Annotated in this window: 25 protein-coding genes, 1 tRNA gene and 1 riboswitch; of the genes, 13 read left to right on the forward strand and 13 right to left on the reverse strand. The window is 70.9% G+C overall.

Annotated features, from left to right (window positions below):
• Nucleotides 1–10: 10 nt before the first annotated feature.
• Both ABD665_RS16085 and thrC read right to left on the reverse strand, forming a co-directional pair.
• Nucleotides 11–286 carry a MoaD/ThiS family protein gene (locus tag ABD665_RS16085; protein ID WP_204913617.1) on the reverse strand — a complete coding sequence of 92 codons (276 nt, stop codon included), beginning with the start codon at nucleotides 284–286 and terminating at the stop codon, nucleotides 11–13.
• Complete coding sequence (gene thrC / locus ABD665_RS16090) at nucleotides 283–1,569, reverse strand: threonine synthase (protein WP_204913618.1); 1,287 nt, start codon at nucleotides 1,567–1,569, stop codon at nucleotides 283–285. Before thrC ends, ABD665_RS16085 begins: the two co-directional genes overlap by 4 nt.
• Nucleotides 1,570–1,583: 14 nt before the next feature.
• Nucleotides 1,584–1,695, reverse strand: a riboswitch (SAM riboswitch).
• 102 nt (nucleotides 1,696–1,797) lie between these two features.
• Between thrC and ABD665_RS16095 the strand changes: the two genes are divergently transcribed.
• Together ABD665_RS16095 and ABD665_RS16100 are read left to right on the forward strand one after the other, a co-directional pair.
• A complete protein-coding gene (locus tag ABD665_RS16095; protein WP_344742523.1) occupies nucleotides 1,798–2,319 on the forward strand; it encodes a hypothetical protein in 522 nt (173 codons plus the stop codon).
• A 27-nt stretch (nucleotides 2,320–2,346) separates the two neighbouring features.
• Entirely contained in the window at nucleotides 2,347–2,769 is a 423-nt protein-coding gene (locus ABD665_RS16100) for a hypothetical protein (protein ID WP_204913619.1), read from the forward strand.
• A gap of 78 nt (nucleotides 2,770–2,847) precedes the next feature.
• Here ABD665_RS16100 and ABD665_RS16105 read toward each other — a convergent pair whose 3' ends face one another.
• The 6 genes from ABD665_RS16105 to ABD665_RS16130 form a co-directional block, all read right to left on the reverse strand.
• A complete protein-coding gene (locus ABD665_RS16105) occupies nucleotides 2,848–6,675 on the reverse strand; it encodes an ExeM/NucH family extracellular endonuclease (RefSeq protein WP_204913620.1) in 3,828 nt (1,275 codons plus the stop codon).
• Nucleotides 6,676–6,799: 124 nt separating this feature from the next.
• Complete coding sequence (locus tag ABD665_RS16110) at nucleotides 6,800–8,017, reverse strand: RNA polymerase sigma factor (RefSeq protein ID WP_344742524.1); 1,218 nt, start codon at nucleotides 8,015–8,017, stop codon at nucleotides 6,800–6,802.
• A complete protein-coding gene (locus tag ABD665_RS16115; RefSeq protein ID WP_204913622.1) occupies nucleotides 8,014–8,427 on the reverse strand; it encodes a YciI family protein in 414 nt (137 codons plus the stop codon). The genes ABD665_RS16110 and ABD665_RS16115 overlap by 4 nt, the downstream gene beginning before the upstream one ends.
• A gap of 198 nt (nucleotides 8,428–8,625) precedes the next feature.
• Entirely contained in the window at nucleotides 8,626–9,786 is a 1,161-nt protein-coding gene (locus ABD665_RS16120) for an SGNH/GDSL hydrolase family protein (protein ID WP_204913623.1), read from the reverse strand.
• Nucleotides 9,783–10,370 carry a WHG domain-containing protein gene (locus ABD665_RS16125; protein WP_204913624.1) on the reverse strand — a complete coding sequence of 196 codons (588 nt, stop codon included), beginning with the start codon at nucleotides 10,368–10,370 and terminating at the stop codon, nucleotides 9,783–9,785. The genes ABD665_RS16120 and ABD665_RS16125 overlap by 4 nt, the downstream gene beginning before the upstream one ends.
• Nucleotides 10,371–10,504: 134 nt before the next feature.
• Nucleotides 10,505–10,813: a DUF3263 domain-containing protein gene (locus tag ABD665_RS16130; RefSeq protein ID WP_204913625.1), complete on the reverse strand. Its 309-nt coding sequence runs from the start codon at nucleotides 10,811–10,813 to the stop codon at nucleotides 10,505–10,507.
• A gap of 106 nt (nucleotides 10,814–10,919) precedes the next feature.
• Here ABD665_RS16130 and manA point away from each other — a divergent pair, with 106 nt between their 5' ends.
• From manA to ABD665_RS16145, 3 genes are all read left to right on the forward strand, one after another.
• Nucleotides 10,920–12,110: a mannose-6-phosphate isomerase, class I gene (gene manA, locus ABD665_RS16135; protein WP_204913626.1), complete on the forward strand. Its 1,191-nt coding sequence runs from the start codon at nucleotides 10,920–10,922 to the stop codon at nucleotides 12,108–12,110.
• A gap of 44 nt (nucleotides 12,111–12,154) precedes the next feature.
• Nucleotides 12,155–12,227 (forward strand) — tRNA-Thr (locus ABD665_RS16140).
• 42 nt (nucleotides 12,228–12,269) lie between these two features.
• Nucleotides 12,270–13,760 (forward strand): DUF262 domain-containing protein, encoded by a 1,491-nt coding sequence (locus ABD665_RS16145; RefSeq protein ID WP_344742590.1) that lies wholly within the window; start codon nucleotides 12,270–12,272, stop codon nucleotides 13,758–13,760.
• A gap of 113 nt (nucleotides 13,761–13,873) precedes the next feature.
• On the opposite strand, the gene ABD665_RS16150 is transcribed toward ABD665_RS16145, so the two are convergent.
• The 4 genes from ABD665_RS16150 to ABD665_RS16165 all read right to left on the reverse strand — a co-directional run bounded on the left by ABD665_RS16150 (nucleotide 13,874) and on the right by ABD665_RS16165 (nucleotide 17,379).
• On the reverse strand, nucleotides 13,874–15,214 hold the full coding sequence (locus ABD665_RS16150) for an ATP-binding protein (protein ID WP_204913628.1): 1,341 nt from the start codon (nucleotides 15,212–15,214) through the stop codon (nucleotides 13,874–13,876).
• A 56-nt stretch (nucleotides 15,215–15,270) separates the two neighbouring features.
• Entirely contained in the window at nucleotides 15,271–15,927 is a 657-nt protein-coding gene (locus ABD665_RS16155) for a response regulator transcription factor (RefSeq protein WP_344742591.1), read from the reverse strand.
• 12 nt (nucleotides 15,928–15,939) lie between these two features.
• Nucleotides 15,940–16,638 carry a hypothetical protein gene (locus tag ABD665_RS16160; RefSeq protein WP_204909975.1) on the reverse strand — a complete coding sequence of 233 codons (699 nt, stop codon included), beginning with the start codon at nucleotides 16,636–16,638 and terminating at the stop codon, nucleotides 15,940–15,942.
• 129 nt (nucleotides 16,639–16,767) lie between these two features.
• On the reverse strand, nucleotides 16,768–17,379 hold the full coding sequence (locus tag ABD665_RS16165; RefSeq protein ID WP_204909976.1) for a hypothetical protein: 612 nt from the start codon (nucleotides 17,377–17,379) through the stop codon (nucleotides 16,768–16,770).
• A 258-nt stretch (nucleotides 17,380–17,637) separates the two neighbouring features.
• Here ABD665_RS16165 and ABD665_RS16170 point away from each other — a divergent pair, with 258 nt between their 5' ends.
• The 4 genes from ABD665_RS16170 to ABD665_RS16185 are packed head-to-tail and all read left to right on the forward strand — an operon-like array spanning nucleotide 17,638 to nucleotide 21,277.
• Nucleotides 17,638–17,949 carry an EthD family reductase gene (locus ABD665_RS16170; protein ID WP_204909977.1) on the forward strand — a complete coding sequence of 104 codons (312 nt, stop codon included), beginning with the start codon at nucleotides 17,638–17,640 and terminating at the stop codon, nucleotides 17,947–17,949.
• Between the two features lie 42 nt (nucleotides 17,950–17,991).
• A complete protein-coding gene (locus tag ABD665_RS16175; protein ID WP_344742525.1) occupies nucleotides 17,992–19,572 on the forward strand; it encodes a glycoside hydrolase family 31 protein in 1,581 nt (526 codons plus the stop codon).
• The gene (locus ABD665_RS16180) at nucleotides 19,569–20,294 is read left to right on the forward strand and encodes a peptidoglycan DD-metalloendopeptidase family protein (protein ID WP_204909978.1); all 726 of its coding nucleotides are present in this window, start codon (nucleotides 19,569–19,571) and stop codon (nucleotides 20,292–20,294) included. The genes ABD665_RS16175 and ABD665_RS16180 overlap by 4 nt, the downstream gene beginning before the upstream one ends.
• 35 nt (nucleotides 20,295–20,329) lie before the next feature.
• Nucleotides 20,330–21,277, forward strand: coding sequence for a DUF808 family protein (locus ABD665_RS16185; RefSeq protein WP_204909979.1), 948 nt, complete (start codon nucleotides 20,330–20,332; stop codon nucleotides 21,275–21,277).
• Nucleotides 21,278–21,387: 110 nt separating this feature from the next.
• Here the strand turns inward: ABD665_RS16185 and ABD665_RS16190 are convergent, their stop codons facing one another.
• Nucleotides 21,388–21,813: a MarR family transcriptional regulator gene (locus ABD665_RS16190; RefSeq protein ID WP_204909980.1), complete on the reverse strand. Its 426-nt coding sequence runs from the start codon at nucleotides 21,811–21,813 to the stop codon at nucleotides 21,388–21,390.
• 57 nt (nucleotides 21,814–21,870) lie between these two features.
• On the opposite strand from ABD665_RS16190, the gene ABD665_RS16195 reads away from it, so the two are divergent.
• From ABD665_RS16195 to ABD665_RS16210, 4 genes are all read left to right on the forward strand, one after another.
• The gene (locus ABD665_RS16195; RefSeq protein WP_204909981.1) at nucleotides 21,871–22,674 is read left to right on the forward strand and encodes an alpha/beta fold hydrolase; all 804 of its coding nucleotides are present in this window, start codon (nucleotides 21,871–21,873) and stop codon (nucleotides 22,672–22,674) included.
• A gap of 99 nt (nucleotides 22,675–22,773) precedes the next feature.
• Nucleotides 22,774–23,136 (forward strand): DUF485 domain-containing protein, encoded by a 363-nt coding sequence (locus tag ABD665_RS16200; RefSeq protein WP_204909982.1) that lies wholly within the window; start codon nucleotides 22,774–22,776, stop codon nucleotides 23,134–23,136.
• Nucleotides 23,133–24,767: a sodium:solute symporter family transporter gene (locus ABD665_RS16205; protein WP_204909983.1), complete on the forward strand. Its 1,635-nt coding sequence runs from the start codon at nucleotides 23,133–23,135 to the stop codon at nucleotides 24,765–24,767. The genes ABD665_RS16200 and ABD665_RS16205 overlap by 4 nt, the downstream gene beginning before the upstream one ends.
• Nucleotides 24,768–24,932: 165 nt before the next feature.
• Nucleotides 24,933–26,003 (forward strand): helix-turn-helix domain-containing protein, encoded by a 1,071-nt coding sequence (locus ABD665_RS16210; protein ID WP_204909984.1) that lies wholly within the window; start codon nucleotides 24,933–24,935, stop codon nucleotides 26,001–26,003.
• Nucleotides 26,004–26,008: the final 5 nt, after the last annotated feature.

Genomic DNA, 26,008 nt, shown 5'->3' on the forward strand with positions numbered 1-26,008 from the left:
GAGACGCGTCCTAGCCGCCCGCGACCGCCGGGATGATCGAGACCGCGCCGTTGTCGGGCACCTCGGCCTCGAGGCCACCGATGAACCGCACGTCGTCGTCGCCGACGTAGACGTTCACGAAGCGGCGGAGCGCGCCGTTGTCGTCGACGATCCGGGCCTTGAGGCCCGGGTAGTCGGCGTCGAGGGACTCGAGGACGTGAGCCAGCGTGTGACCGCTCGCCTCGACCTCCTTCTGCCCGCCCGTGTAGGTGCGCAGGATGGTGGGGATGCGGACGTTCGCACTCATGCGGTGTAGCCCTTCCAGAAGTCGGTGAACGCCTCGTAGCGCGGCGGGATCGTCGTCTTGGGCCCGACGTGGCCGGCCACGGCGTCGAGGGTCTTGAGCCCGTCGCCGGAGTTGATGATCACGGTCTCGCCGTCCGGGTCGAGGTCGCCGTCGGCGATGAGCTTCGCCGTCACGCCGACGGTCACGCCACCGGCGGTCTCGCCGAAGATGCCCTCGGTCCGGGCAAGCCGGAGGATGTTGCGGACGACGGTCTCGTCGTCGACGTCGGCGATGCGGCCGCCGGTGCGGCGGACCACGTCGAGCACGTACGGCCCGTCGGCCGGGTTGCCGATGGCGAGCGACTTGGCGATCGTGTTCGGGCGGACCGGGGCGACGACGTCCTGGCCGGCCTCGTACGCCTGCACGATCGGCGAGCAGCCCGTGGCCTGCGCCCCGAAGATGCGGACCGGCTTGTCCTCGACCAGCCCGAGCTTGATCAGCTCGGAGAAGCCCTTGTCGATCTTGGTGAGCTGCGAGCCGGATGCGACCGGGATGACCAGCTGGTCCGGCAGGCGCCAGCCGAGCTGCTCGGCGATCTCGTAGGCCAGCGTCTTGGAGCCCTCGGCGTAGTAGGGCCGCACGTTGACGTTGACGAACGCCCAGCCCTCCTCCTCGCCGGCGATCTCGCTCGCGAGCTTGTTCACGTCGTCGTAGTTGCCCTCGATGGCGATCAGCGTCGTGTCGTAGACCGCCGAGGCGATGATCTTCTGCTGCTCGAGGTTCGACGGGACCAGGACGACCGAGCGGATCCCGGCGCGGGCGGCGGCGGCCGCGACCGCGTTGGCCAGGTTGCCGGTGGAGGGGCAGGCGAGGACGTTCAGCCCGAGCTCGCGGGCCGCCGAGAGGGCCACGGCGACGACGCGGTCCTTGAAGGAGTGCGTCGGGTTGCCCGAGTCGTCCTTGACGTGCAGCTTGCGCAGCCCGAGGTCGGCGGCGAGGTTGCCGGCGTCGACCAGGCGGGTGAAGCCCGGGTCCGTCGAGCGGAACGTGGCGATGTCCGCCGGGACGGGCAGCAGCGGCGCGTAGCGCCAGATGCTCTTGGGGCCGGCCTCGATCTGCGCGCGGGTCACGCGCGGGAAGTCGTAGCCGACCTCGAGCGGGCCGAAGCACTCCATGCAGGCGTAGAAGGGGCCGAGCGGCGACTGCGCACCACAGGCACGACAGGCGAGGTGGGTGGCGTTCCCGAAGGCACCGGCGCGGACGCCGACGGGCGGGAGAACCTGGGTGTCGAGCACCGCGGTCATGACGTATCAGTCCTTCGTCATCTGTCTCGCGCGACGTTCGCGCGAGCCGGAAGTGGCACCGTGTCTGCTGGTCAGCCGGTTGCCGGGGAGTCGACGGGCCGTTCCCTCGTCCCCTCTTGATGTGAGAAGAACTCTAGGCGGCAGTCGGCCGATCACGGGCGTCGCCGTCCGGATGCTGAGCCGGCTGACCAGCATGCGGACGGCCCTCCCGAGGTCTACATTCGCGACGTGGGACACGAGCCGCCGGTCGTCGAAGCAGGCGTCGCGAGCGGGCTCTGCCGGGCCCAGCGGGCGCGCCGCCTCGCCAACCTCCTGAACCTCAGCACCCCGCTCGGCCTCGCCGTCGCCCGCGCCGGCGGGGCCCGTCGGCGACCGGGGCCGTACGGGCTGGTGCTCGCCGAGGGCTACGGCTTCCGGTTCCCGGTCGCGGGGGCCTTCACGGTCGGCGACGTGATCGTCACCGCGAGCACGTTCGACGCCCTGCTGCGGCGCCATCCCGGGCTGCTCGCGCACGAGGAGCGGCACAGCCGGCAGTACGCCGTCTTCCTCGGCCTGCCCTACCTGCCGCTCTACACCCTGGCCATGGCCTGGTCGGTGGTGCGCACCGGCGACCGGTCGTCCCGCAACGTCTTCGAGCGGCACGCCGGCCTGCTCGCCGGGGGCTACGTCGAACGGCCGGCGCAGCCCCTGACCGCGACGCTCTCCGGCGCCGTGAACCTGCTGAGAACCCGCCGCAGCCCGCGTCGCTGACCTTCGTCCCCGGTACGTTTCCCGACCGTGATCATCTGGTCCCGCTGGGGCATCCTCATCCTCGTCGCCGTCGGCCTGGGGGTCGGCACCGGCGCCCTGCTCGACGCGCTCCTCCTCCCGGGCCGCACGAACGGCCCGAGCTTCAGCATGTTCATGGGCGTCGGGCTGATCGCGGCCGCGGTCTACACCTACCTGCTGGACCGCTACGTCCTCCGGCCGCACCTTGACAAGCCGCAGCAGCAGTTCGTCCTGCAGCCCCTGCCCGAGCGGGTGGGCAACCAGACGCACCGGCAGATCCCGGTCGTGAACCCGCAGACCGGGCAGCCGGTCTACGTGCAGCCGCGCTCGAGCCTGTTCTTCGTGCCCGTCCGGATCTGGCCCTTCGTGCTCGCGGGCATCGGGATCCTCGTCACGATCGTCAACGCCATCGCCCTCATCGCGCGCGGCTGAGCGGTCGTCCGAAGGCCGGAGAACGACGAAGGGCCGGCCGGGTCGCCACGATCCGGCCGGCCCTCGAACGGGCTGGACTCAGCCCACGATCACCGGGATCGTCACCGTCGTCCCCGTGTCGGTGGTCAGCACCAGCGTGCCGGCCCCCTTCGCGGCCTCGGCCGGCACGGCCAGCGCGATCGTGGCCTTCCCGTCGGCCGCCGGGCTGGTGCCGATCGCCGTGCCGTTCAGCGTCGCGGTCACCGTCGAGGTCTGCTCGTCGGAACCCTTGTACGCGCCGTCCTTCGTCGGACGGCTGCTGAAGTCGAGCGAGGACAGCGTGAAGGTCGTCGTCCCGCCCGCCGTGAGCGTGCTCGGCAGCGGCGAGACCGCGACCGCCTGCTTGGCGAACGACGGGCTGACCGGCGTCTCGGCCTTGATGTAGTCGGTCCACGAGTCGAGGTCCGACAGGCCGGTGTCCTTGCTGTTCTTCCCCTCGCCGAACACCCGGAAGTTGTCCCCGCCCGCGGCCAGGAAGCTGTTCGTGGCCACGCGGTAGGTCGCCGCCGGGTCGATCGGCTTGCCGTCGACCGTGACCGACGTGATGCGGCTGCCCTCGGCCAGCTGCTCGTCGTAGGTGTAGGTCACGTTCTTCGACAGGCCCAGCTGCAGGTACGGCCGCGAGGGGATGTTCCCGCTCGCGTCGCGCTGCCACTGCTGCTCGAGGAGCGTCGTGAACTGCGCGCCGGTCAGGTCGACGGTGAACAGGGAGTTGGCGAACGGCAGGACCGACGCCGCCTCCCCGAAGGTCACCGTGCCCTCGTCGAGGTCCTCGCGGACCCCGCCCGGGTTCTGCACGCCGATCTGCGCGCTCCCCCGCTCCGGCGTGGCGGTCGACGAGCGGTACATCTCGGCCACGAGGTCGCTCAGCGTCGACTCGGCGGCGCGGGTGTCCTCGCCGTCCTCGCCGAACGCCCGGGTGATCTCGTGAGTGGCCTCGCCGATCTTGACCGACCCGAGCTCCTCGGCCCGGTCGAGCGCGGCGGTGACGATCCCGGCGATGCGACGCACCCGCGGGTAGGCCGCGGCCAGGTCATCGTCGGAGACGGTGGTCGGCTTCAGGTTCTGCTCGGTGTGGGCGAGCACCGCCTTGGTCTTGGTGTCGACCGTCAGCGTCACCTTGGTGAGGAAGGCCGCGTACGACCCGCTCTGGGTCACCGGGCGGGTGGCCCCGGCGACGCCGGGGACCGGCGCGTCGTAGGCGTAGGCCTGGTGCGTGTGGGCGGTGAAGATCGCCGCCACCTTGGGCGACGTGTCGTTGACGATGTGCGCGAAGACCGGGCTGGCCTTCAGCTGGTCGGCGAGGCTGACGACCTCGCCGCCCGTCGTCGGGTCGAGCTGGGTCTTGCTCGCGCCCTCGTGGTACTCGGCGACCACGACGTCGGCCTCGCCGTTGGACTTCTTGCCGTCGGTGAGCTGCTTCGCCACCCGGTTGACCGCGGTCACCGGGTCACCGAACTCGATGTCGCTGATGCCGGCCGGCGACACCAGCGTCGACGTCTCCTGGGTCACGACCCCGACGACGCCGACCTTCAGCCCGCCGCGCTCGATCACCGTGTAGCTCGGCAGCACGGGCTTGGTCGTGCCCTTGCGGTAGACGTTCGCGCCCAGGTAGGTCCAGTCCGCGGCCTTCTGCACGCGCCCGTCGAGGTCGGCGAACCCCCGGTCGAACTCGTGGTTACCGACCGCGGAGGCGTCGACGTCGGCGGCGTTGAGTACGTCGATCGTCGGCTGGTCCTCCTGCACCGACGAGGCGAAGAGCGACGCCCCGATGTTGTCGCCCGCCGAGAGGACGAGGGTGTTGCCCTCGCCGCTCGTCGCGCGCTGCTGCTCGATGGTCCCGAAGAACTGCGTGGTGTCCGGCGACGCCGCGGCGATGCGCCCGTGGAAGTCGTTGAAGTTCAGCATCGTCAGCGTGGTCTCGCGGGCCTTGCCGCGCTCCAGCCCGACCTTGACCGGGTCGTGGTCGCTGGCCCGGTAGACGTCGTCGCGGTAGTAGTCGATCTTGGTCGACTTGTAGCGGCTGTACTCGCGCAGCACGGGCTCGACGGAGTTGATGTTCCAGACCCCGCTGCCGGTCAGGCGCTTGTCCGCGGCCGGGTTGAGGAGCACGTGGTCGAGCGAGCCGGACAGCCCGTCGAAGTTGTACGAGTAGTCCTTCTGCTTGGCGGCGTTCTCCCAGCCCGCGGCGTAGAGGGTCTCGAGCGGGTCCTCGTGCGTGTAGGAGTTGAAGTCACCGACCAGGGCGACGGCCTCGGTCCGGGCGTCGCTCTGGACCGACGGCAGCCAGCCGAGCAGGGCGTTCGCCTGTGCGACGCGTGCCGCGTTCCAGCCGCCCTGCCCGTTGTCAGCGTTCGGGTCGGCCGGGTCCTTGGGCGCCGAGCCCTTGGACTTGAAGTGGTTCACCGCGACGAGCATCGGCGCACCGCCCCCGACGGGGGTGAAGGACGCGGCGATCGGGGTCCGGGCGTTGCCGAACGGCCCGGCGTCGGTCGCGTCCTTGCCGTCCGCGTACGCCTTGCCGGCCCAGGTGACCTCGGCGGGCTGGAAGATCAGCGCGTTGGTGATGACGTCCTGGTCCTCGACCGGCTGGAGCTGGTCGGACGACGGCACGTAGTCCCACTTCGCGCGCCCGGCGGCCTTGTTCAGCGCCGCGACGAGGGTCTTGGTCGCCTCGTCCCTGGTCTCGCCGAGCTTGACCGAGTTCTCGATCTCCATCAGGCCGGTGACCGACGCGTCAAGCGCGTTGATCGCCTTGACGATCTTGGTCTGCTGCCGGTCGAGGTCGGCGGCGTCCCAGGCACCGCGCTGGTCGCAGCCCGAGGCCACCGTGTTCGGCGTGCCGTCGGTGCTCACCGGGTTGGGCTTGCAGGCCGCGTCGGCCGTGCCGAGGGTGGTGAAGTAGTTGAGGACGTTGAAGGACGCGACGGAGACGTCGCCCTTCACGTTCGGCACCTTCTCGGGCGCCTTGTCCTTGATCGTCGCGACCTCGTCGCCGGCGGCCGTGGGCCGCGTCGGGTTGAGCGCCCAGGTGCCGTTGCGGAAGTCGACGACGACCGGCTCGGTCAGCTTGGCCGTATCACCGACGCGCACGTCGGACTTGCGCGTGACGAACGGCGGCGTCCCCGGCGAACCCGCCTTGTCGAGCTGCGTGCTCATCCCGTCGTCGAGCACGACGCGGCGCTCGGCGTTCCGCTCGGCCTGCTTGTCCGCGGCCTTGGAGCCGAAGCGCGCCTTGTCCGTCGGCTCGACGAGCCGTCCGCCGGTCGCAAGGCCCAGCTCGCCGTACGAGCCGAGCGTGTAGGTGTCGTTGACCGTCCACGTCTCGGTGCTCGAGTAGAGCATCGACTCGAGGTTCTCGCGGCGGTCGTAGGTCGACGCCCACGAGACGCTGCTGACCGGCTTGACCTTCTTGTACGCGGCGTCCGACTTCGTCACGGACACGTCGCCCGCGATCTCGGTGAGGCTGTCGGCGTCGGCGTTGCTCCCGCCCGGGAACTCCTCGACGGTGCCCGTCACGGAAACGAGGTCGCCGACCTTGACGTCCACGCCGGCCTTGCCGGTGTAGACGAACACGGCGTCGGAGGCCTTCTTGAGGCTCCGGTCCTTGCCGCCCGTGCCGGGCGTCTGCACGACGAAGCCGCTCAGCCCGCCGGTCGGGTAGGCCGCGGTGACGACGGACGGCGTGGTGGTGACGGTCTTGCCGACGTACGGCGAGAACCTGCCGGTGCCCTGGATGGCGGCGATCGGCAGGGGGGTGGCGGCCGACGCGGTGCTGGGCACCGCGACGAGCAGGCCGGCGGTCAGCGCTCCGGCGGCGAGGACCGCCGCTGCGTGACGGGGCCGGCGGGGGGTGGGAACGGGCACAGACAGGCTCCTCGATCGCGGTGGGGGCGCTGCGACCCGGACGGGCGTGGCAGCGGCGACCGGGTCACTGTCTCCTGGCCCGCTGACAGTTTTCAACCCCCCGAAGGAGGTAGCCCGGGGAACGTCACGTGTCGTTCACACGGCCCGGAGGTCCTGCGGCGCGGGCCAGCGCCGCCTGCCGGACGAGGTGGTCGCGCTCGAGGGTGCTCGGGCAGCGCTCCGCGGCCCGGGCGTACGCGTCGGCCGCCTCGGCCAGGTCGCCGGCCATCCGGAGCAGGTAGGCCTGCACCGCCAGGACCTTCCACCGGTCGCGCAGCACGGGCTCGACGCGCTCGACCTCGAGCAGCCCGGCGGAGGCCCCGAGCACGTGCCCGACCGCGACCGCGCGGCTCAGGACCGCGGCCGGGTCGTCCCGCACCGGGTCCGGGCTCAGCCCGACCAGCTCGTCGTACCAGGCGAGGATCTGCGGCCAGTCCGTCTCGGCGGCCGTCTCCGCGTCGTCGTGCAGCGCGGCGATGGCGGCCTCGACCTGGAAGCGGCCGCGCCGCCCCTCCGCGAGCGCACCCTGCAGGATCGCCACCCCCTCGGCGATCTGGGTCCGGTCCCAGCGGTCACGGTCCTGCTCGTCGAGCGGCACGACCCGGCCGTCGACCACGCGGGCCCGGTGGCGCGCATGGTGCAGCAGCATCAGGGCGAGCAGCCCGCGCACCTCCGGCTCCCGGCTGACAAGCACGAGCTGGCGGGTGAGCCGGATCGCCTCCCGGGCGAGGTCGACGTCGCTCGTGTGCCCCGTCGTGTAGACGAGGTGCAGGACGTGCAGCACGACCGCCACGTCGGCCGGGGCGTCGAGCCGTCGGTCGCGCAGCGCCGCCTTGGCCCGGCTGATCCGCTGGGCCATCGTCGCCTCGGGCACGAGGAACGCGTCCGCCACCTGCCGGGTCGTCAGCCCGGCGACGGCCCGCAGGGTCAGCGCCACCGCCGAGGCCGGCGACAGCTCCGGGCTCGCGCAGAGGAACAGCAGCAGCAGGGTGTCGTCCGCCTGCTCGGTCGGGCCCGGCTCGGGCTCCTCGTCGACACGCTCCTCGCGCCGCCGCCGGGCCGCCTCGCTGCGGACCGCGTCGGTGAGCCGGTGCACCGCCGCGGTGGTGAGCCAGGCCCGCGGGTCGCGCGGCGGGCTCTCGGGCCAGGTGCGCAGCGCGTCGATCAGCGCCTCCTGGACCGCGTCCTCGGCCGCCGCGAAGTCCGCCCCGCGCCGCAGAAGCGCAGCGATCACCTGGGGTACGAGGGCCCGGACCAGGCCCTCGTCCACCGGCTCGCTCCCTGGACCCGTCGGAGAGCTCACTCCGTGAAGGACGGGGGCGCTTCCATGATCTGGCGGATCTGGATCCACTCGTAGAGCGGCTTGCCGCCCGGGCCGGGCTCGGAGGACACGTACGCGGCCAGCTCGACCGCGCGCTCGTACGAGTCGACGTCGATCGCGTACCAGCCGGCGACCAGGTCCCCGGTCTCCGGGTGCGGACCGTCGCTGCGGACCGGCGCCGCCCCGGGCCCGCCGTAGCGGATCCACTCCTGGTTCATCGACAGACCCTGCGCGTCGACGTACTCGCCGTTCTCCTTGAGCAGGTCGTTCACGTGCTCGAGGAAGTTCATGTGGGCCTCGATGTCGGCCGGGTCCCACTCCGGCATCGGCGGCACGGGCGTGGGCAGCTCGGGGCCACCGCGGTAGTGCTTGAGCAGCAGGTACTTGGGCATCGCGTCGCTCCTTCGTCCGAGCCGCGCCTCTCGCGGCCCTTCGTCCTGGAGACGGAGCCGCCGTCGCGTTCTCGACACGCTAGGGCAGAAGCAATCGGAGGAATACGCCCCCTGAGCTTGTCGAAGGACGGTCAACGCCCCCTGAGCTTGTCGAAGGGCCTCGAAGAGGTTGGCTCCAACCAGCGCCGAGGCGAAGGCTCAGCCTCGCGAACCCACCGCGCCGAACGCCCCACCCTCCCCGAACACCAGCTTCGCGAACCGCTCCCCCATCACCCGGTGCGCCTCCGGTCCCGGGTGCAGCGCGTCGGGGAGCGGCAGCTCGACCGCGTCGGCCGGGCCGTAGAGCTCGGTCCCTTCCAGGTGGTGCAGGTGCGGGTCGCCGGCGCGCCGCTCGAACAGCGACCGCAGCTCGCGCCGGATCACCTCGAGGGTCAGCTTCCCCTGCGCGGCCTCCGCGGGGTCGCCCGTGGCGACGAACCTCACCTGCTCCGTCCCGAACGTCGCAGGGTCGATCGCGCCCGGGCCGGGCGTGCTCTCGTGGATGCCGCAGAAGATCGGCGACACGAGCAGGAGCGGGGTGTCGGGGTGGCCGTCGCGGATCGTGTCGAGGAACCCGTGGACCGCCGGCACGAAGGCCCGCAGCCGCATGGCGTCGAGGTTCACGACGTTGATGCCGAGCTTGACGCTGATGACGTCGGCCTCGGTGTCGCGCATGACGCGGGCGAGGAACGGGTCGACCAGCGCGCTGCCGCCGAGCCCGAGGTTGCGCAGCTCGACCCCGCCGAGCCGGGCGGCGACGGCGGGCCAGGTCTCGCTCGGGGTCGCGGCGTTCGAGCCGTGGCTGATCGAGCTCCCGTGGTGCAGCCAGACCGGCGCCGCGCGGACGTCCTCCCCCAGCGCCGCGTCGCTGCGAAGCTCGACGAGGTCCAGCGCCTCGTTGTGCGGCAGCCACACCTCGACGTCGTGCGTGCCGTCGGGCAGCCGCACGGTCGTCGTGTGGGACGGGCCGGGCTCGTACGCCGTCGCCCCCGTCGTCAGGTCCACGACCACGGTGTCGCCGCCGTCGAGCACGTCCCGGTCGGCCAGCTCGCCGTCAACGTAGACGTCGAAGGCCCCGCGGGGGCGGTCCGCGCCGCGGTAGGCCACTCGCGTCGGGTGCGACACCAGCTCGACGGTCGACGCAGCCGTGCGGAACACCAGCCGCGCGCCCGAAGGCTGGCCTTCCATCGCCAGCAGCTGGCCGTCGGGGAACTGCTCGCGCACCCACGCGGGCAGGCGGTGCAGCCGGACACCGCGGTTGGTGGGTTCGAGCTCGGCGACCCCGCGGACGTACGCGGCGATGATCGGCGTGGTGATCATGAAGAGAATCCTTCGTCGGAGGTGGGCCAGGTGCGCACGATCGCGTCCAGGGCCGTGAGGGTTCGCCGCCACGACACCTCGGGGGCGGGGGTGCGGTGCCCGAAGCCGCCGGAGCGCTCGAGCGCGAGGAACCCGTTGACCGTCGCGCCGAGGAAGCGGGTGACGTGGACGAGCTCGGCCTCGGACAGGTCGTAGCCGCGCAGCACGGCCATGGTCAGCTCGGCGACGCGCCCGGCGCCGGGCGAGGCGACGGTCGAGGGCGCCGCCGGCTGCTGCAGCGCGGCCCAACGGCCAGGCGACCGGCGGGCGAAGGTGCGCTGGGCCTCGGCCAGGCCGACGAGGGCATCCCGACCGGCACGTCCGGCGACCGCCTCGGCGATCCGGTCGGCCAGCTCGTCGAGCGCGAGCTCGTGGATGCCCGCGAGCAGCTCGGCCCGGTCGCGTACGTGGTGGTACAGGCTGGCGGTCTGCACCCCGAGCCGCCGGGCGACGGCCGACAGCGTGACCTGCTCGAACCCGTCCGCGTCGGCAAGATCAGCCCCGGCCGCGACGACGACCGGCGCGGAGAGGTTCGCTCGGGGCATGACGCCAAACCTACACGCTGTAGGTAGTGGCTAAAGCCTGTAGCTCAGGCGGACTCGGCCACGTTTCGGGAGCTGTCGAAGGGCGCGTGAAACCGCACCCGCGAGCGGGTCCTGAGGGAGGGGCGGAACGAACCTCAGTCGTTCGTGAGGTCGATCCCGAGCCGCCGCGCGGAGCGAACCCGCTGCCGCGTCTCGCGCAGCCGGCGGAGCCGCTTGACCAGCAACGGATCGACGGCGAGGGCCTCGGGCTTGTCGATCAGGGCGTTGAGCACCTGGTAGTAGCGCGTGGCCGACATCTGGAACTTCTCGCGGACGGCCTGCTCCTTGGCGCCGGCGTACTTCCACCACTGTCGCTCGAACGCGAGGATCTCGGTGTCGCGCTCGCTCAGCGGCACCGTCTGCGACGGGGTCTGCGCCTGTCGGGAGTCGGGGAGGAACGCCATGCCGTGCATCGTAGGCACCGAATGACAGGGATGTCATTCGCCTCGCCGTCTTGGCAGTCCGCCGGGAACGCCTGTACGCCTCACCTGGCCTCCTTAGGCTGCCGTCGTGATCCTGCGCATGGAAGGCGTCGTGCAGCCGTACGCCTGGGGCTCGAAGACGTTCCTCCCCGCGCTCCTGGGGACCGAGCCGACCGACGAGCCGCAGGCCGAGCTGTGGCTGGGCGCCCACCCGAGCGCGCCGGCCACGCTCGACGGCCGGTCGATCGACGCCCTCATCGACGCCGACCCCGAGGGCGTCCTCGGAGTCGCATCGGTGAAGGAGTTCGGTCCGCGGCTGTCGTTCCTGCTCAAGGTCCTCGCCGCCGCCGAACCTCTGTCGCTCCAGGCCCACCCCTCCCGGAAGCAGGCAGAGGAGGGCTACGCACGAGAGGAGAAGGCAGGCGTCCCTGCTGACGCGAAGAACCGGCTCTACAAGGACGACTGGCCCAAGCCCGAGCTGCTCTGCGCGCTGGTCGAGTCGGAGGCGCTGTGCGGGTTCCGGGATCCGGACCGCACTTTCGCGCTCGTCCAGCAGCTGGGCGGCGAGAAGACCCTGCAGCTGATGGCGCCGCTCGGCGACACCTCGCGGCCGGCCGAGGAGCGGCTCGAGCGCGTGTTCACGACGATCATGCGGCTCGACGACCCGCAGTCGTACATCGCAGAGATCGCGCAGCAGGCCGAGGCTCTTGACGCGAACGCGGCCGGCGGCGACCTTGCGCAGCTAACCGACACCGTGCGCCTGCTGTCCGACCACTACGCCGACGACCCCGGCGTCCTCGCCGCGATGCTGATGAACCGCGTCGTCCTGCAGCCCGGCGACGCGATCTTCCTCGACGCGGGCAACCTGCACGCCTACCTGCACGGCGCGGGCATCGAAATCATGGCGAACTCCGACAACGTCCTACGCGGCGGGCTCACGAGCAAGCACGTCGACGTCAACGAGCTCACCAAAATCCTCGACTTCCACCCGATCCCCGGCGAGACGCTCTCCCCCGAGCCGGTGTCCGACGGCGTCGTCCGCTACCCCACCCCGGCGACCAAGTTCGCGCTGTGGCGTATTCAGCCCGCGGGGTCGGCCGTCGGGGTGCCGGATACGGAGTCCGGCCGCGCGTTGATCGTGGTTGACGGTTCGGTGACGCTGTCGTCCGACAGCACGGACCTCGTCGTCGAGCAGGGGCAGGCGGCGTTCCTCGAGGCGGCCAGTCTCGTCACGGCCACGGGGTTCGGCACCGCCTTCCTGGCCGGGCCGGGCGTCTGACGCGGCGCCTAGCCAGCCCAACTTCGGTACCCTGTCCCCACCCTGCTGGCGTGGCGCAATTGGTAGCGCACCTGTCTTGTAAACAGGCGGTTGTCGGTTCGAGTCCGACCGTCAGCTCAAGGAATGCATCCCTACCGAGTGAGGATTCAAGCTGTGAAGATGGACGCTCGGACGATGGCGTTGGACAAGGTCTACAAGCGCCGCAATAGGTACGACATTCCAGAGTGGCAGCGCGACGAAGTCTGGTCGACAGAACGCAAGCAACTGCTGATCGATTCGATCCTGCGAGGCTGGAAGCTCCCGAAGCTCTACTTTGCGAGAACGTCGGAAGACCCAGTCGAGTATGAAGTCGTAGACGGGCAGCAACGTCTGTCCGCCATCTTCGAGTTCATGGACGGCACTCTAGAACTGCCCCCCGATTCTGCAGCGAGACATGGCGCGGCTGGGTACCAAGAACTCCCCGAAACGGCGAGTGACGCCTTCGATGACTTCGAGATCGAGTACGACGAGATCACGGAAGCCAGCGATGGCGACCTGCAGACGTTCTTTCAGCGCCTACAAGGCGGCATGCAACTCACAGCTGCCGAGCGTCTTAACTCGGTTGCCGGAAACCTGACGAAATTCGCGCGCTCTCTAGCCAAGCATCCTTTCTTCACGGCAAAAGTATCAATCAAGGACACTCGAAAAGCTTACTTCGACATAGCTTCTAAAGCTTTGAGTATCGAAGTGGACACCATTGACGTCGGCCTTAGATACGACGACTTGAAGGCAGTGTTCGAGGCGAATAACCTGTTCTCCGAGAAATCAAACGTGGCACTCCTTCTATTCAAGACACTGGGCTACCTAAATGATTCGTTCCCTAGCAAGAGCCCGGTGCTACGCAATCGAAGTACAATTCAATCTACGATCACCCTTGCTGCCAAGATCGTACAAACCGGGAAAGCAGGCGGCACTGAAGAGCTATTTCGGGCCTTCATGGAGAAATTCGGCTCTGAACTTGCAAGCCAAGTGGAGCTCGGTCAGAAGGCGACCGACCATGACTACTTGGACTTTCAACGAACACTCTCAGCGAACGTAAAGGTCGGACCTAAGCGTAGACACGAAATTCTCGTACGAAAGATGCTGCTCTTCGATCCAGAATGGATTGAAGTACTTGGTGCGAGTGCTCTACAGGTTGGCAGCATGGAGAAGGATATTGCTCGCCTGACCGGACAACTAGAGGTTCTAGTGTCTACGAAGAATGATGAATATTCGGCGAAGTACGGCCATGACTTTTTTAAGGCGACCAATAAGACTGCAGGCGCCATGAGCCATATCCGGACGCCCATCTTGGACTTCGATCAGTACACGACGCTCATATCCGACCTTTACTTCATCTTTCGAGAAGCTGCCGGACAACGATTAACTTCGGTTCCTTCGTCCTTTGAAGACGTAAATCTCCTCCGAACTGGTCTGCAACATGACGTCGATCACGGCAAGCCGGGAGCAGTTGCAGCCAAGAAGAAGAAGATTGGCCAAGCCTTCAAGAAGTACTCGGCTAGCAGCGCAAGTCCGGCCACGCTAGCTCCTGCCAAGTTTCCTATCGTGCAGGCCGCTCTACTACAAGCGTTAGTCAGCGACCTCGATAAGTTAGACGTCTTGAACCAATAGGGTCGATGTCCGCTCAGTTAGGTGGCATGCGAAGAATAGTGGCCGACCACGCCAGTCCTGCAAAAGGACGCCGCTAGTGCGGCAGAGCGGTAGCGCCGCCCGCCACTGCGCGCTCAATCGTCCAGCGGCAGAGCAACGTCGATCGTCGTGCCGCCAGCGCCGGACGCCAGGGTCACGCTCCCGCTCTGGGCCTCGGTGATCGCCTTGACCACGCTCAGGCCGAGCCCGGACGTTCGACTGGGGCCGAGGTTCTTCGTCGTCACGAACGGCTCGAATGCCCGCTCGGCCACGTCGGGAGCCAGCCCCGGACCCGTGTCGGACACGCGGAACGCGACGTGACCGTCGACCGACTCCGTCTGCACCGACACGGGAGTCCCGGGCGGGGTGTGCGTCCGCGCGTTGACGACGAGGGCGAGCAGGGCCTGCGTCAACCGATCCTCGTCGCCAAGCGCGACCACTGGCGGCGCGTCGAGAATCTCCACGTCGGTGTAGCCCAACCCCGCCACCCGGTCCCGCAGGGCATCGATCACGTCCGGTGCGAACACCGGCCCGATCTCGACGTCAGCTCGGTCTGAACCTGAGTTCAGTGCCGTCAGGTCATCCACGATCCGGCTCAGCCGATCCAGCTCTCGCCGAGCGATCGCGGCGGTGTCGGCGGCCGTCTGACCCTCCTCCGGACCGAGCGTCTCCAGCAGCTCGAGGTGCCCCCGCGCCACGGCGAGCGGCGTACGCAGCTCGTGGGAGATCGCGGCGAGAAGCTGTTTGCGCTTGTCCTCGTCGTCGCGGATGCGGTCGAGCATCCGGTTGAACTCCCCCGCCATGGCGGAGACCTCGTCGCGGCCCTCGGGTTCCGGAACACGACTGCTCAGGTCACGCAGATCCACCGAGCGCGCCGCTGAGGCGAGCTCGTGCACCGGGCGCAAGGCGCGCCGCAGGGCGACCAGCAGGACCACCCCGCCCAGCACGAGCCCGATCGCGCTGGCCAAAGCGATCCGGGCGAACGCCTGCCGCGCCGAGTCGAGGCTCGGCCCCAGCGGCCCGAAGACCGACACCTGCGCGATCGCCTGACCCTGCGAGACCACGTCGGCGCTCAGCACCCGCAGCGGGCCGGCGGACGACCCGACGGTCAGGAGGCGACCCACGGTTCCTCGAGGCAGCGCATCGGAGCGGGACAGCTCCACCAGCTCAGGCGGACCATCCTGGGTACTCAGGGTCCGCGAACCCAAGGTCACGACGGTCAGGTGCTGCTGGCTGCCGGGGTGCAGGGCGAGGTAGCGCTGGACGGCCACGTCGACCTCCGCGGCGTCGGCGACCCCGTCGGCCCCGCTCGCCTCGGCCAGCTGGTCGGGCAGGCCCAGGGCCAGAGCGGTGACCTCGCGCCGCAGCACCTCGTCCAGGTCCTCGCGCTGCTCGACCCTGATGAGCTGAGCGGTGAGCAGTGCCGCCGCCAGCATGGTGATCGCCAGGATCCCGAGAGCGAGAGAAGCGATCCGGACGAAGAGGGAGTGCCTCACTCGAGCACCAGCCGGTAGCCGGCGCGCCGTACGGTCTGGATCCGCTCGGCGCCGATCTTGCGGCGCAGGTGGCGCACGTAGGTCTCGACGACGTTCGAGGCGCCGTCGAAGCCGTAGCCCCACACCTGGTCGAGCAGCTGGGTCTGCGACAGCACCTGGCCGGGGTGGCGCATCAGCACCTCGAGCAGGGTGAACTCGCGCGACGACAGGGTCGCACTGGCCCCGTCGACGCTGACCTCGCGCGTCCGGACGTCGAGGGTGAGGCCGCCGGCCTCGAGCAGGACCGACGACGTCTGCTCGGGACGGCGGAGCTGGACGCGGACACGGGCGAGGAGCTCGCTGAAGCTGAACGGCTTGACGACGTAGTCGTTCGCGCCGGCCTCGAGGTTGGTCACGCGGTCCTGCACGGCGCCCTTGGCGGTGAGGACGATGACGGGCACGGCGGGGCGTACGGACCGCAGCCGCGCGAGCACCTGCTCGCCGGGGAGCCCGGGCAGCCCGAGGTCGAGGATCACGAGCTCGACGTCGTCGTGCTGGGCGAGCTTCAGCCCGCTCAGCCCGTCCGCGGCGACGACGACCGTGAAGCCGGCCGACTCCAGGCCGCGGCGGACGAAGTCGGAGATGCCGACCTCGTCCTCGATCAGGAGCACCATCGCCACGGCGGCTCAGTCCGCCTTGCGCAGGTCGAGCACGGCGCCGTCGGCCCCGAGCAGCACGGAGTGCTCGCCGCCCCGGTCGTCGACGACGGTCGCCTCCCAGGCGACCCGGCCGGCGCGGACCCGTTCGAGCTCGGTGACGCGGGCACCGCTGCCGACGGCCCGGGTGGCGGCGGACCGGACGACCTCGGCGGAGACCGGGGTGCCGGTGGTCTCGACCGGCTGCCAGGGCAGGTTGGCCCCGGTGCTGTCGCGGTAGGTGCGCTCGTTCAGCACGAACACGTCGGCGTCGTCGCCGTCCTCGTCGAGCCGGACCATCGCGGTGACCGGCTTACCGACCAGGGCCTGCAGCTCGGTGAGGAGCGGTTCGACGGTGCCGTTCCCGTCGAAGTCGGCCGTCGCGGGCGCCGTCAGCACCCAGGCGTCGGGGCCGAAGTCCAGCTCGATGTCGTCGAGGACGAACTCGGCGGTGTCCCCGCCGTGGCGCAGGTCGCCGGTGAGCCGGTCGAGCGCCTCGATCTGCTCCTGGGCCGGACCGGCCTGACCGGGCACGGGCGGTGCGGCGCTGACCTCGTCGACCACCACGGGAGCGACGGTCTCCTCGGGGTCGGGCCGGGTGAGCAGCCACGCCGTGAGGGCCAGCAGCGCGGCGACGGCCAGCACCACCGCAGCGGTGGTCAGGCGTCGACGCGACGTCGTTGGGGGCACTGGGTTCCTCCTCGTGGCTGACATTGTCCCGTGCGCGCCTGTGGGGCCGCCCTCGTGGACGGCCCCTCGGCGTTCGCTCCCTCCGCCGGGCTCAGGGAGCGCGGTGGAGCTCAGGAAGCGGGGTCAGGCTCAGTCGTCGTCGCCGCGGTACTGACGCTCCCAGGCGTCCTCGGCCCGCTCGGAGGCGCTGCCCTGGAACGTCTGATTCGTGCCGGCGCCGCCGTCGAGCGTGTCGCGGCTGCCGTTGCCCTCCAGGAAGTCGTCGCCCGCGTGGCCGAAGAGGCGGTCCTTCCCGGAGTTGCCCTCGAGGCGGTCGTTGCCGCTGTAGCCGTCGACGGTGTCCTTGCCGCTGCCGCCCTCGAGGTCGTCGTCGCCGGTCGACCCGAAGACCTTGTCGTTGCCCGAGCCGCCGTCGATCTCGTCGTTGCCGGTGCTGCCCTGCAGCCAGTCGTTCCCGGAACCGCCGTCGATCTCGTCGTCGCCCGCGTTGCCGCAGATGGTGTCGTTGCCGCCGTTGCCGTCGATCTCGTCGTTGCCCCCGAGGCCGACGATCACGTCGTCGCCGCGGGTGCCCTCGATGTCGTCCGCGCGGTCGGTGCCGACGATCGTGGCGACGAGGCCGTTGCAGGTGGGGGTCGCGGCCGAGGCCGTCGTGGGGACCGCGAAGGCGAGGCCCAGCGAGACGAGGAGGCCGGCGCCGCCGAGGGCCGTCGCGCGCTTGACGTTGGTGGTGATCGACATGGTGTCCGCTCCTGGAGGTTGTGGTCGGTCTCTCCGACGTCCCCTACTTCATCGGGCGGCGCTGACGGGTCCCTGTCGTGCAGATGACAGTTCTGTCAGGTTTGCCGAACCCTCTTGCCGGGCCTTGCCGCCGCCTCCCGTTCGTCTGCCGGTCCCTCTCGGGGCCTGGTCAGGAGGAGTCGTACGGGGCTACGTTCCGATCGCTGCCCGTCGGCTCGAGAGCCATCCCGCGCAGCGGCCACCCGAGCGAGGAGAGACATGCCCACCAAGATCACGGTGCTGTTCGACAACCCGACGGACCCGGAGGCGTTCGAGGAGGGCTACCGGGGCCACGTCGACCTGGCCCGCGCGCTGCCCGGGGTGCAGCGCGTGGAGGCGGCCAAGGTCTGGCCCAAGGAGGACGGCTCCCCCACGCCGGCGTACCGGATCGTCGACCTCTACTTCACCGACTACGACGCGGCGAGCGCGGCCGTCACGACGGCCGAGGCGGGCGCCTGGTTCGGCGACGTGCAGAAGCTGGGCGCGGCCGGATTCAAGGCGATCTTCTTCGACGTCGAGGAGTCGAGCTAGCCCGCGGCGCCGACCCGATGGGCGCACCGGCAGGATAAGCCGGTGCGCATCGAGGTCGAGCCGGGCGAGTGGTGGTGGGGCGGCGCGGTCGCCGACGGGACGCGGATGCCGTTCGGCGCGGAGCCGCACCGGCGCGAGCTCGCGACGAACTCCGGACTGCTCGACGACCCCACCGCGGGCGCGAACCAGTCCGCTCCCCTGCTGCTGTCCAGCCACGGCCGCTACGTCTGGTCCGACGACCCGTTCACGTTCGCCTTCGACGGGCAGGACGGGCTGGAGGTCACCGGGGAGGGCGTGACCCTTCGACAGGCTCAGGGATCGTCAGCGGGGGCTCAGGGATCCTCGGCGGCGGTCCACGGCTCCCTGGGCGACGCCTTCCGCGCCGCCGCGCATGATCATTTCCCCGCGAGCGGGAGCACGCCGGACGGGCTGATGTTCAGCGCGCCGCAGTACAACACCTGGATCGAGATGCCGTACGCGCCGACGCAGGAGGGCGTGCTGGCGTACGCGCAGGGGGTGCTGGACGCCGGCTTCCCGCCCGGGCTGCTCATGATCGACGACCGGTGGTCGGAGGACTACGGCGACTGGCGCTTCGACCCGTCGCGCTTCCCGGACCCGGCGGCCATGACCGACCAGCTGCACGCGTGGGGCTTCGCGGTGATGCTCTGGGTGGTCCCGTTCATCAGCCCCGACAGCGAGAACTCGCGCACCGCCGTCACGCGCGGCTGGGTCGTCCGCGAGGCCGACGGCCGGCCCGTCGTGCGCGAGTGGTGGAACGGCTTCAGCACCCTGCTCGACCTCACGAACCCCGACGCCGTCGCGTGGTTCCGCCGCGAGCTGGACCAGCTGCGGGACGCGTACGGGGTGGACGGGTTCAAGTTCGACGCCGGCGACCTGCGCGACCACCGCGCCACCGACGTCACGCAGGCCGGCGGCGGACCGCTGAGCCCGACCGCGCAGTGCGAGGCGTACGCGAAGTTCGCCGTGCAGTACCCGTTCAACGAGCTGCGGGCCTGCTGGAAGGAGGGTGGCCAGCCGCTCGCCCAGCGCCTGCACGACAAGCGCCCGACCTGGGACGCCGACGGGCTCGCCTCGCTCGTCCCGGACCTCGTCGCGCAGGGGCTCATCGGCCACCCGTACGGCTGCCCCGACATGATCGGCGGCGGCGAGCTGGGCGGGTTCCTCGACGGCGACCCGCTGGACGCCGAGCTGTTCGTGCGGTGGGCGCAGGTCGCGGCGCTGAGCCCGATGATGCAGTTCTCGCTCGCGCCCTGGCGGGTGCTGGACGCCGAGCACCTGGCGGCCGTGACCGCGGCGGTCGCGCTCCGCCAGCGGCTGCTGCCCGAGATCCTCGCGCTGGTCGAGCACGCCTCCACGACCGGCGAACCGGTGCTGCGATCCCTGGCCTTCCACCACCCCGGCTACGAGCGGGTGACCGACGCGTTCCTGCTCGGCGAGGACCTGCTGTGCGCCCCGGTGCTGCACGCGGAGGCGAAGACGCGGCACGTCGCCTTCCCGCCGGGACGCTGGGCGGGCGAGGACGGCAGCGTCGTCGAGGGTCCCGCCGAGCACAGCGTGCCCGTCGACCTGACCTCGATCCCCTGGTGGCGCAGGGCGTCATGACACCGCCGCCGGTCCCGCTCGCGCTGCCGTTCACCGGACGGTGGCTCGTGCAGAACAGCCCGGCACGCCGCGTCCCGAGCCACGGCACCGACCTGCTCGGCAGCACGTACGCGATCGACTTCGTGGCGGTCGGCGCGGGCCGGGCGACGGCGGTCCGGCGTGACTGGCGAAGCCTCCTGGCGACCGAGCCCAACGGGCGGTTCGTCGGGTTCGACCGGCCGATCCTCGCCCCGGCGGACGGCGAGGTGGTGGTCGTGCACGACGGCGAGCCCGACCACGCGGCCCGACGTTCCGTGGCCCTGCTCCCCTACCTGTGGGCCCAGCCGGCGCGGGTGCGTGCGGGCGCGGCCGCGGTGGCCGGCAACCACGTCGGCCTCGCGCTCGCGGACGGGCGGGCATTCGTGTTCCTGGTGCACCTGCGGCGAGGCTCGCTCCGGGTCCGCGTCGGCGACCGGGTGCGAACGGGTCAGGTGCTCGGCACCTGCGGGAACTCGGGCAACAGCACCCAGCCGCACGTCCACGTGCAGGCGACCGACCATCCCGACGTCACGCGGGCGCACGGGGTGCCGGTGACGTTCCTGGGGTTCCGGGAGGAGCTCGTACGCGGTCGGCGCCCGGTCGAGCGGGCGGAGGGGATGCCGCAGGAGGGCTCCGTGGTGGAGCCGCTGCGCCGAGGGTGCTTCCCCTCCGAGGACAGGCGGGGTGGACGTCCGTCCCGGTAACGTCTGCGCATGACGACGCGACCAGGGCCTGCCCGATGAGTGGCGGGCTCGCGGCCCTGCTGGACGACGTGGCCGCCATGGCCAAGCTGGCGGCCGCCTCCGTCGACGACGTCGGCGCCGCCGCCGGACGGGCGAGCGCCAAGGCGGCGGGCGTGGTGGTCGACGACACCGCGGTCACCCCGCGCTACGTGCACGGCTTCACGGCCGACCGCGAGCTGCCCATGATCAAGAAGATCGCCCTGGGCTCGCTGCGCAACAAGCTGTTGATCATCCTCCCGGCGATCCTGCTGCTGAGCCAGTTCCTGCCGTGGGCGCTGACGCCGATCCTCATGGTCGGCGGCGTCTACCTGTGCTTCGAGGGCGTCGAGAAGATCTACGAGAAGGTCAGCGGGCACCACCCCGAGGAGGAGGACCAGCCCGCGGTCGTCCAGGGCGCCGACCAGGAGAAGCTGATGGTCAAGGGCGCCATCCGCACCGACTTCATCCTCTCCGCCGAGATCATGGTGATCTCGCTGAACGAGGTCGCCGACGAGGGGCTGCTGTCCCGCGCGGTCATCCTGATCGTGGTCGGGATCGCGATCACGCTGCTCGTCTACGGCGTCGTCGGGCTGATCGTGAAGATGGACGACGTCGGGCTGCACCTGTCCGGCCGCGAGTCCGGCTCGGCCCGCAAGGTCGGCACGCTGCTGGTGCAGGGGATGCCCAAGCTGCTGGCGCTGCTCTCCGCGGTCGGCATGGCCGCGATGCTCTGGGTCGGCGGCCACATCCTGCTCGTGGGCACGAACGACCTCGGCTGGCACGGCCCCTACGGGCTCGTCCACGCCGCCGAGGAGGCCGTGCACGGGGTTCCGGCGCTCGGCGGGGTGCTCGCCTGGCTGGTCAACACCCTCGCGTCCGCGGTGATCGGGCTCGTGGTCGGGGCCGTCGTCGTGGCGGTGCTACACGTGCTGCCGAAGCGGCAGAAGACGGTCTCGCAGCACTGAGGCTGGGGCGTTGGGGGTTCGGAGAGCCGACCTCTGCGAGGCCCTTCGACAGGCTCAGGGGGCGTTCTTCGGCTCAAATCGGCCGACCTCTTCGAGGCCCTTCGACAGGCTCAGGGGGCGTTCTCGGGCTCGGGCTCGGTCAGGGTCAGGAGGGCGTGGAGCTGGTCGACCTGCTCCGGGCCGAGGGCGCCGAACGACGCCTGGAGGACCTCGTCCATGAGCGCGCTGCCCGCGCGGCGGGCGTCCTCACCGCGGTCGGTCAGGCGGTGGCGGACCGCACGACCCGGTCCCTGCACCCGGTCGATCAGCCCGCGCTTGACCATCCGCGTGGCGAGGGCACCCATCGACTGGTCCGTCTGGAACGTGAGCACCGCCAGGTCGTGCAGCGACGCCTCGGGCTCGCGGCGCAGGTGGCGCAGCACGTCCCACTGGACCAGCGAGAGCCCGAGCTCGGCCAGCCGGGCGTTGGCGGCGCGGTGGTGGCGCCACTGGAGCCGCTTGACCGCGAGGCCGACCTCCTGGAGCGACGACGTCATGACCGAACCCTACCGTCCAGAGAAGTATCCTTATCTAAACGTGCTTAGATAGAACTCGTGACCACGCAGACCATTCCCACCAGCACGACCACGTACGCGCTCGACGTCGACGGGATCGGCCCCGTGCCGGTGCGCGTCGACGAGCACGGCCAGGGCCGGCCTGTCCTCCTCCTGCACGGCGGTGCGGGGCCGCAGTCCGTGTCGGCCTTCGCCGACCTGCTCGCCGCCGAGGCCGGCGTCCGCGTCGTCGTGCCCACGCACCCCGGGTTCGGCGGCACGGAACGGCCCGTCGCGCTCGACGCCATGCGAGGGCTGGCGGCGACGTACGCGACGCTGGTCGAGCGCCTCGACTTGCACGACCTGAGCGTGGTCGGGAACTCGATCGGCGGCTGGGCCGCGGCCGAGCTCGCCGCCCTGGTCGGCGCCCGGGCGCGGGACCGCTGGCGCGACCTCACGCTGGTCGGGGCCGTCGGGCTGGACGTGCCCGACCACCGGCCGGCGGACTTCTTCGCGCTCAGCCTCGACGAGGTCGCGGACCTCAGCTACTTCGAGCCGGACCGGTTCCGGCTCGACCCGGCGACCCTGCCGCCGGCCCTGCTGGCGGCGATGCCCGGCAACCGGGCCGCGCTCGCGGTCTACGGCGGCCCGACGATGACCGATCCCACCCTCGCCGACCGGCTCGGCCGGATCAGCGTCCAAACGCTCGTCGTGGCCGGGGAGGCGGACCGCATCGTCGACGCCGAGGTCGCGCGGGCGTACGCGCGGGCGATCCCCGGGGCGCGCTTCGTCCTGCTGCCCCGCACCGGGCACCTCCCCCAGCTCGAGTCGCCCGCCGCGCTGCTGGAGCTGCTGCGCGGCTGACCCGTGGGAACGCGCCCAGGAAACGCGGTGGGTCGCTCGACCAGCAGACCAGTGGCCTATATGGTCCTGCTCAATCACGGCGACCAACGGAGGTCACAGATGGCACGCACGCGGCGTGGACCCGCACCCGGCTCCCAGCGCAAGCGCGACGAGCAGGCGTACACGGACCTCGCGAGGGACCCGGACTTCGCCGAGCTGAAGCGGCGCTACCGCCGCTTCGCCGTCCCGGCGACGATCGCGTTCCTGGTCTGGTACGTCACCTACGTCGTCTGCAACAACTGGGCGCGCGACTTCATGGACACCCGGGTCGTCGGGCACGTGAACGTCGCCCTGGTCTTCGGACTGCTGCAGTTCCTCTCGACCTTCGTCATCGCGTACCTCTACTCGCGCCACGCCAGCAGGGAGCTCGACCCGCTGGCCACGAAGCTCGGGCGCCGCTACGAGAAGGAGACCGGGCGATGACGCCGCTGCTCACGCCGCTGGCCACCAGCGACAACCGGGGCCTGACGATCGCGCTGTTCCTCGCCGTCGTCGCCGTGACGCTCGGCATCACCTTCTGGGCCTCACGGCAGAACAAGACCGCGGCCGACTACTACGCCGGCGGACGTTCGTTCACCGGCTTCCAGAACGGTCTCGCCATCGGCGGCGACTACATGTCCGCCGCCTCGTTCCTGGGGATCTCCGGCTCGATCGCCCTCTACGGCTACGACGGCTTCCTCTACTCGATCGGCTTCCTCGTCGCCTGGCTCGTGGCGCTGCTGCTGGTCGCCGAGCTGCTCCGGAACTCCGGGCGCTACACGATGGCCGACCAGCTGGCGTTCCGGATGCGGCAGGTGCCCGTCCGCACGGCGGCCGCGTCCTCGACCATCGTCGTGTCGATCTTCTACCTGCTCGCGCAGATGGTCGGCGCCGGCAGCCTCGTCGGGCTGCTCCTCGGCGTCAGCAGCCCCGGCGTCAAGAACCTGGTGATCATCGGCGTCGGCATCCTCATGATCGTCTACGTGACCCTGGGCGGCATGAAGGGCACCACCTGGGTGCAGATCGTCAAGGCCGTGCTGCTGATCATCGGCACGCTGCTGATCACGATCCTGGTGCTCGCGCAGTTCCACTTCAACCTGTCCGAGCTCCTCGGCGCGGCCGCGGAGAAGTCGGGCAAGGGCGAGGCCTTCCTGCAGCCGGGCCAGCTCTACGGCAAGGACCTGGTCGGCAAGTTCGACTTCCTGTCCCTGGGCCTCGCGCTGGTGCTGGGCACCGCCGGCCTGCCGCACATCCTCATCCGCTTCTACACGACCCCGACCGCCCAGGCCGCCCGCAAGTCGGTGCTCTGGGCCATCGGCCTCATCGGCGCGTTCTACCTGATGACGCTGGTGCTGGGGTTCGGTGCGGCGGCCCTGGTCGACACGTCCAAGGGCAGCCCGATCGCCACGTCGTCCGGCAACGCGGCCTCGCCGCTACTCGCCCAGGCGGTCGGCGGCGGTGAGGGCACGCTCGGCGGTGCGGTGCTGCTCGCCCTGATCTCGGCGGTCGCCTTCGCGACCATCCTCGCCGTCGTCGCCGGCCTGACGCTGACCTCGGCGTCGTCGGTGGCGCACGATATCTACGCGAGCGTGATCAAGAAGGGCAAGGCGTCGGAGAAGAGCGAGATGATCGTCGTGCGGATCGCGGCGTTCGGGATCGGCGCGGTCGCCATCGCGCTGGCCATCCCGGCGCAGCGGCTGAACATCGCGTTCCTCGTCGCGCTGGCCTTCGCCGTCGCCGCCTCCGCGAACCTCCCGGCGCTGCTCTTCAACCTCTTCTGGCGCCGCTTCAACACCGCCGGGGCGACCGCGAGCATCTACGGCGGCCTGATCGCCGCCGTGGTGCTGGTGATCTTCTCCCCGGTCGGCTCGGGGACCGCGACGTCGCTGTTCCCGAACGCCGACTTCGCCTGGTTCCCGCTGCGCAACCCGGGCCTGGTGTCGATCCCGATCGGCTTCCTCTGCGGCATCGTCGGGACCCTGCTGAGCAAGGACACCTCGAGCCAGACCCGTTACGACGAGCTCGAGGTCCGCTCCCTCACCGGCGCGGGCGCGGAGAAGGCGAGCGCGCACTAGCGAGGGAACACCCTCCTCCCCGACGGGGCCGAGGTCCGCGGCAGGCGACTGCCGCTGGACCTCGGCCCCGTCATCGTCACCCCCTGCGCTCGCCGCAGACCGCCGCGTACGCGAGCCGGCGTCTTCGACAGAAGTCGAACGCCTCCCCCTAGGCTGACCACCCTCATGCCGACCACGTCCGAGCCGCAGCCCGAGCCCGACGGGCACGAGGACGTCCAGCGCGGCGTCGACCGGCTCGCCGCGCGCCTGGACCTCTCGGTGCTGGTCGAGGACCGGCGCGGACGCCCGGTCTGGTGGTCCACCCGGGGCCCGGTCGACGGCACCCGGGTCCGGACGATCCTCAACCGCCGCGTGGACACCGACGTGGCGCGTGCGGTCCGGACGTTCGACCTGGCCCACGCCGTCGCCCCCGTCCGTACGCCGGGCATCCCCGAGCTGGAGATGTGGGCGCGCTGGTGCATGCCCGTGCACCTGGGCGACGAGCTGCTGGGCCTGCTCTGGGTGCTCGACCCGGAGGACCGGGTGGCCCCGCAGGACTTCCCCGCCATCGTCGGGTGCGCCGAGCAGGCGGCCGGGGTCCTGGCCCGGGCGGAGGTGTCGCGGCGCGACGTCGCCCTGCAGCGCGACCAGCTCCTCCGCGTCCTGCTCCGCGGCCGCGACCCGGAGGCGGCGGCCGAGCTCGCGCGGCTGGAACGGCTCGCGCCCGACGCGCGGGTCCAGGTCGACGCCGTACGCCGCGGAGGCTGGGCGCTGGCCGACGGGTTCCGGGCGCACGTCGCGGGCCCGCGTCCGCACCCCGCGACGAGCGGTGCGCCGCTCCCCCTCGCCGACCTGGCCGAGGCCGTACGCCGCGCCCGCGTCACGCTGGACGTCGTCCGCGCCGGCGGCCTGCTCGACCCCGTGTCCTGGGACGCGCTCGGGGCCTGGCGCCTGGTCGTCGAGGCGCCCGACGACCTCCCGGTCGCGGCGCTGCACCCCGCGGCGGAGACCCTCGCCGCCCTCCCCCGGCCCGACCTGATGAGCACGGCCCGTACGGTCCTCGACCTCGGCGGCGACGTCGCGGCGGCCGCCGAGCAGGCGCACCTGCACCGCACCACGCTCTACCACCGGCTCGACCGCATCGAGCAGCTGACGGGGGTCGACCTGCGGCTCGGGCGGAACCGGACCGACCTGCAGCTCGCGCTCTGGCTCGTGGCCTACCGGAACTCCCGCGCCGAGGAGCACCCTTCGTCCTAGCGTGG

This window comes from Microlunatus spumicola, from assembly GCF_039536445.1.
Classification (GTDB): domain Bacteria; phylum Actinomycetota; class Actinomycetes; order Propionibacteriales; family Propionibacteriaceae; genus Microlunatus; species Microlunatus spumicola.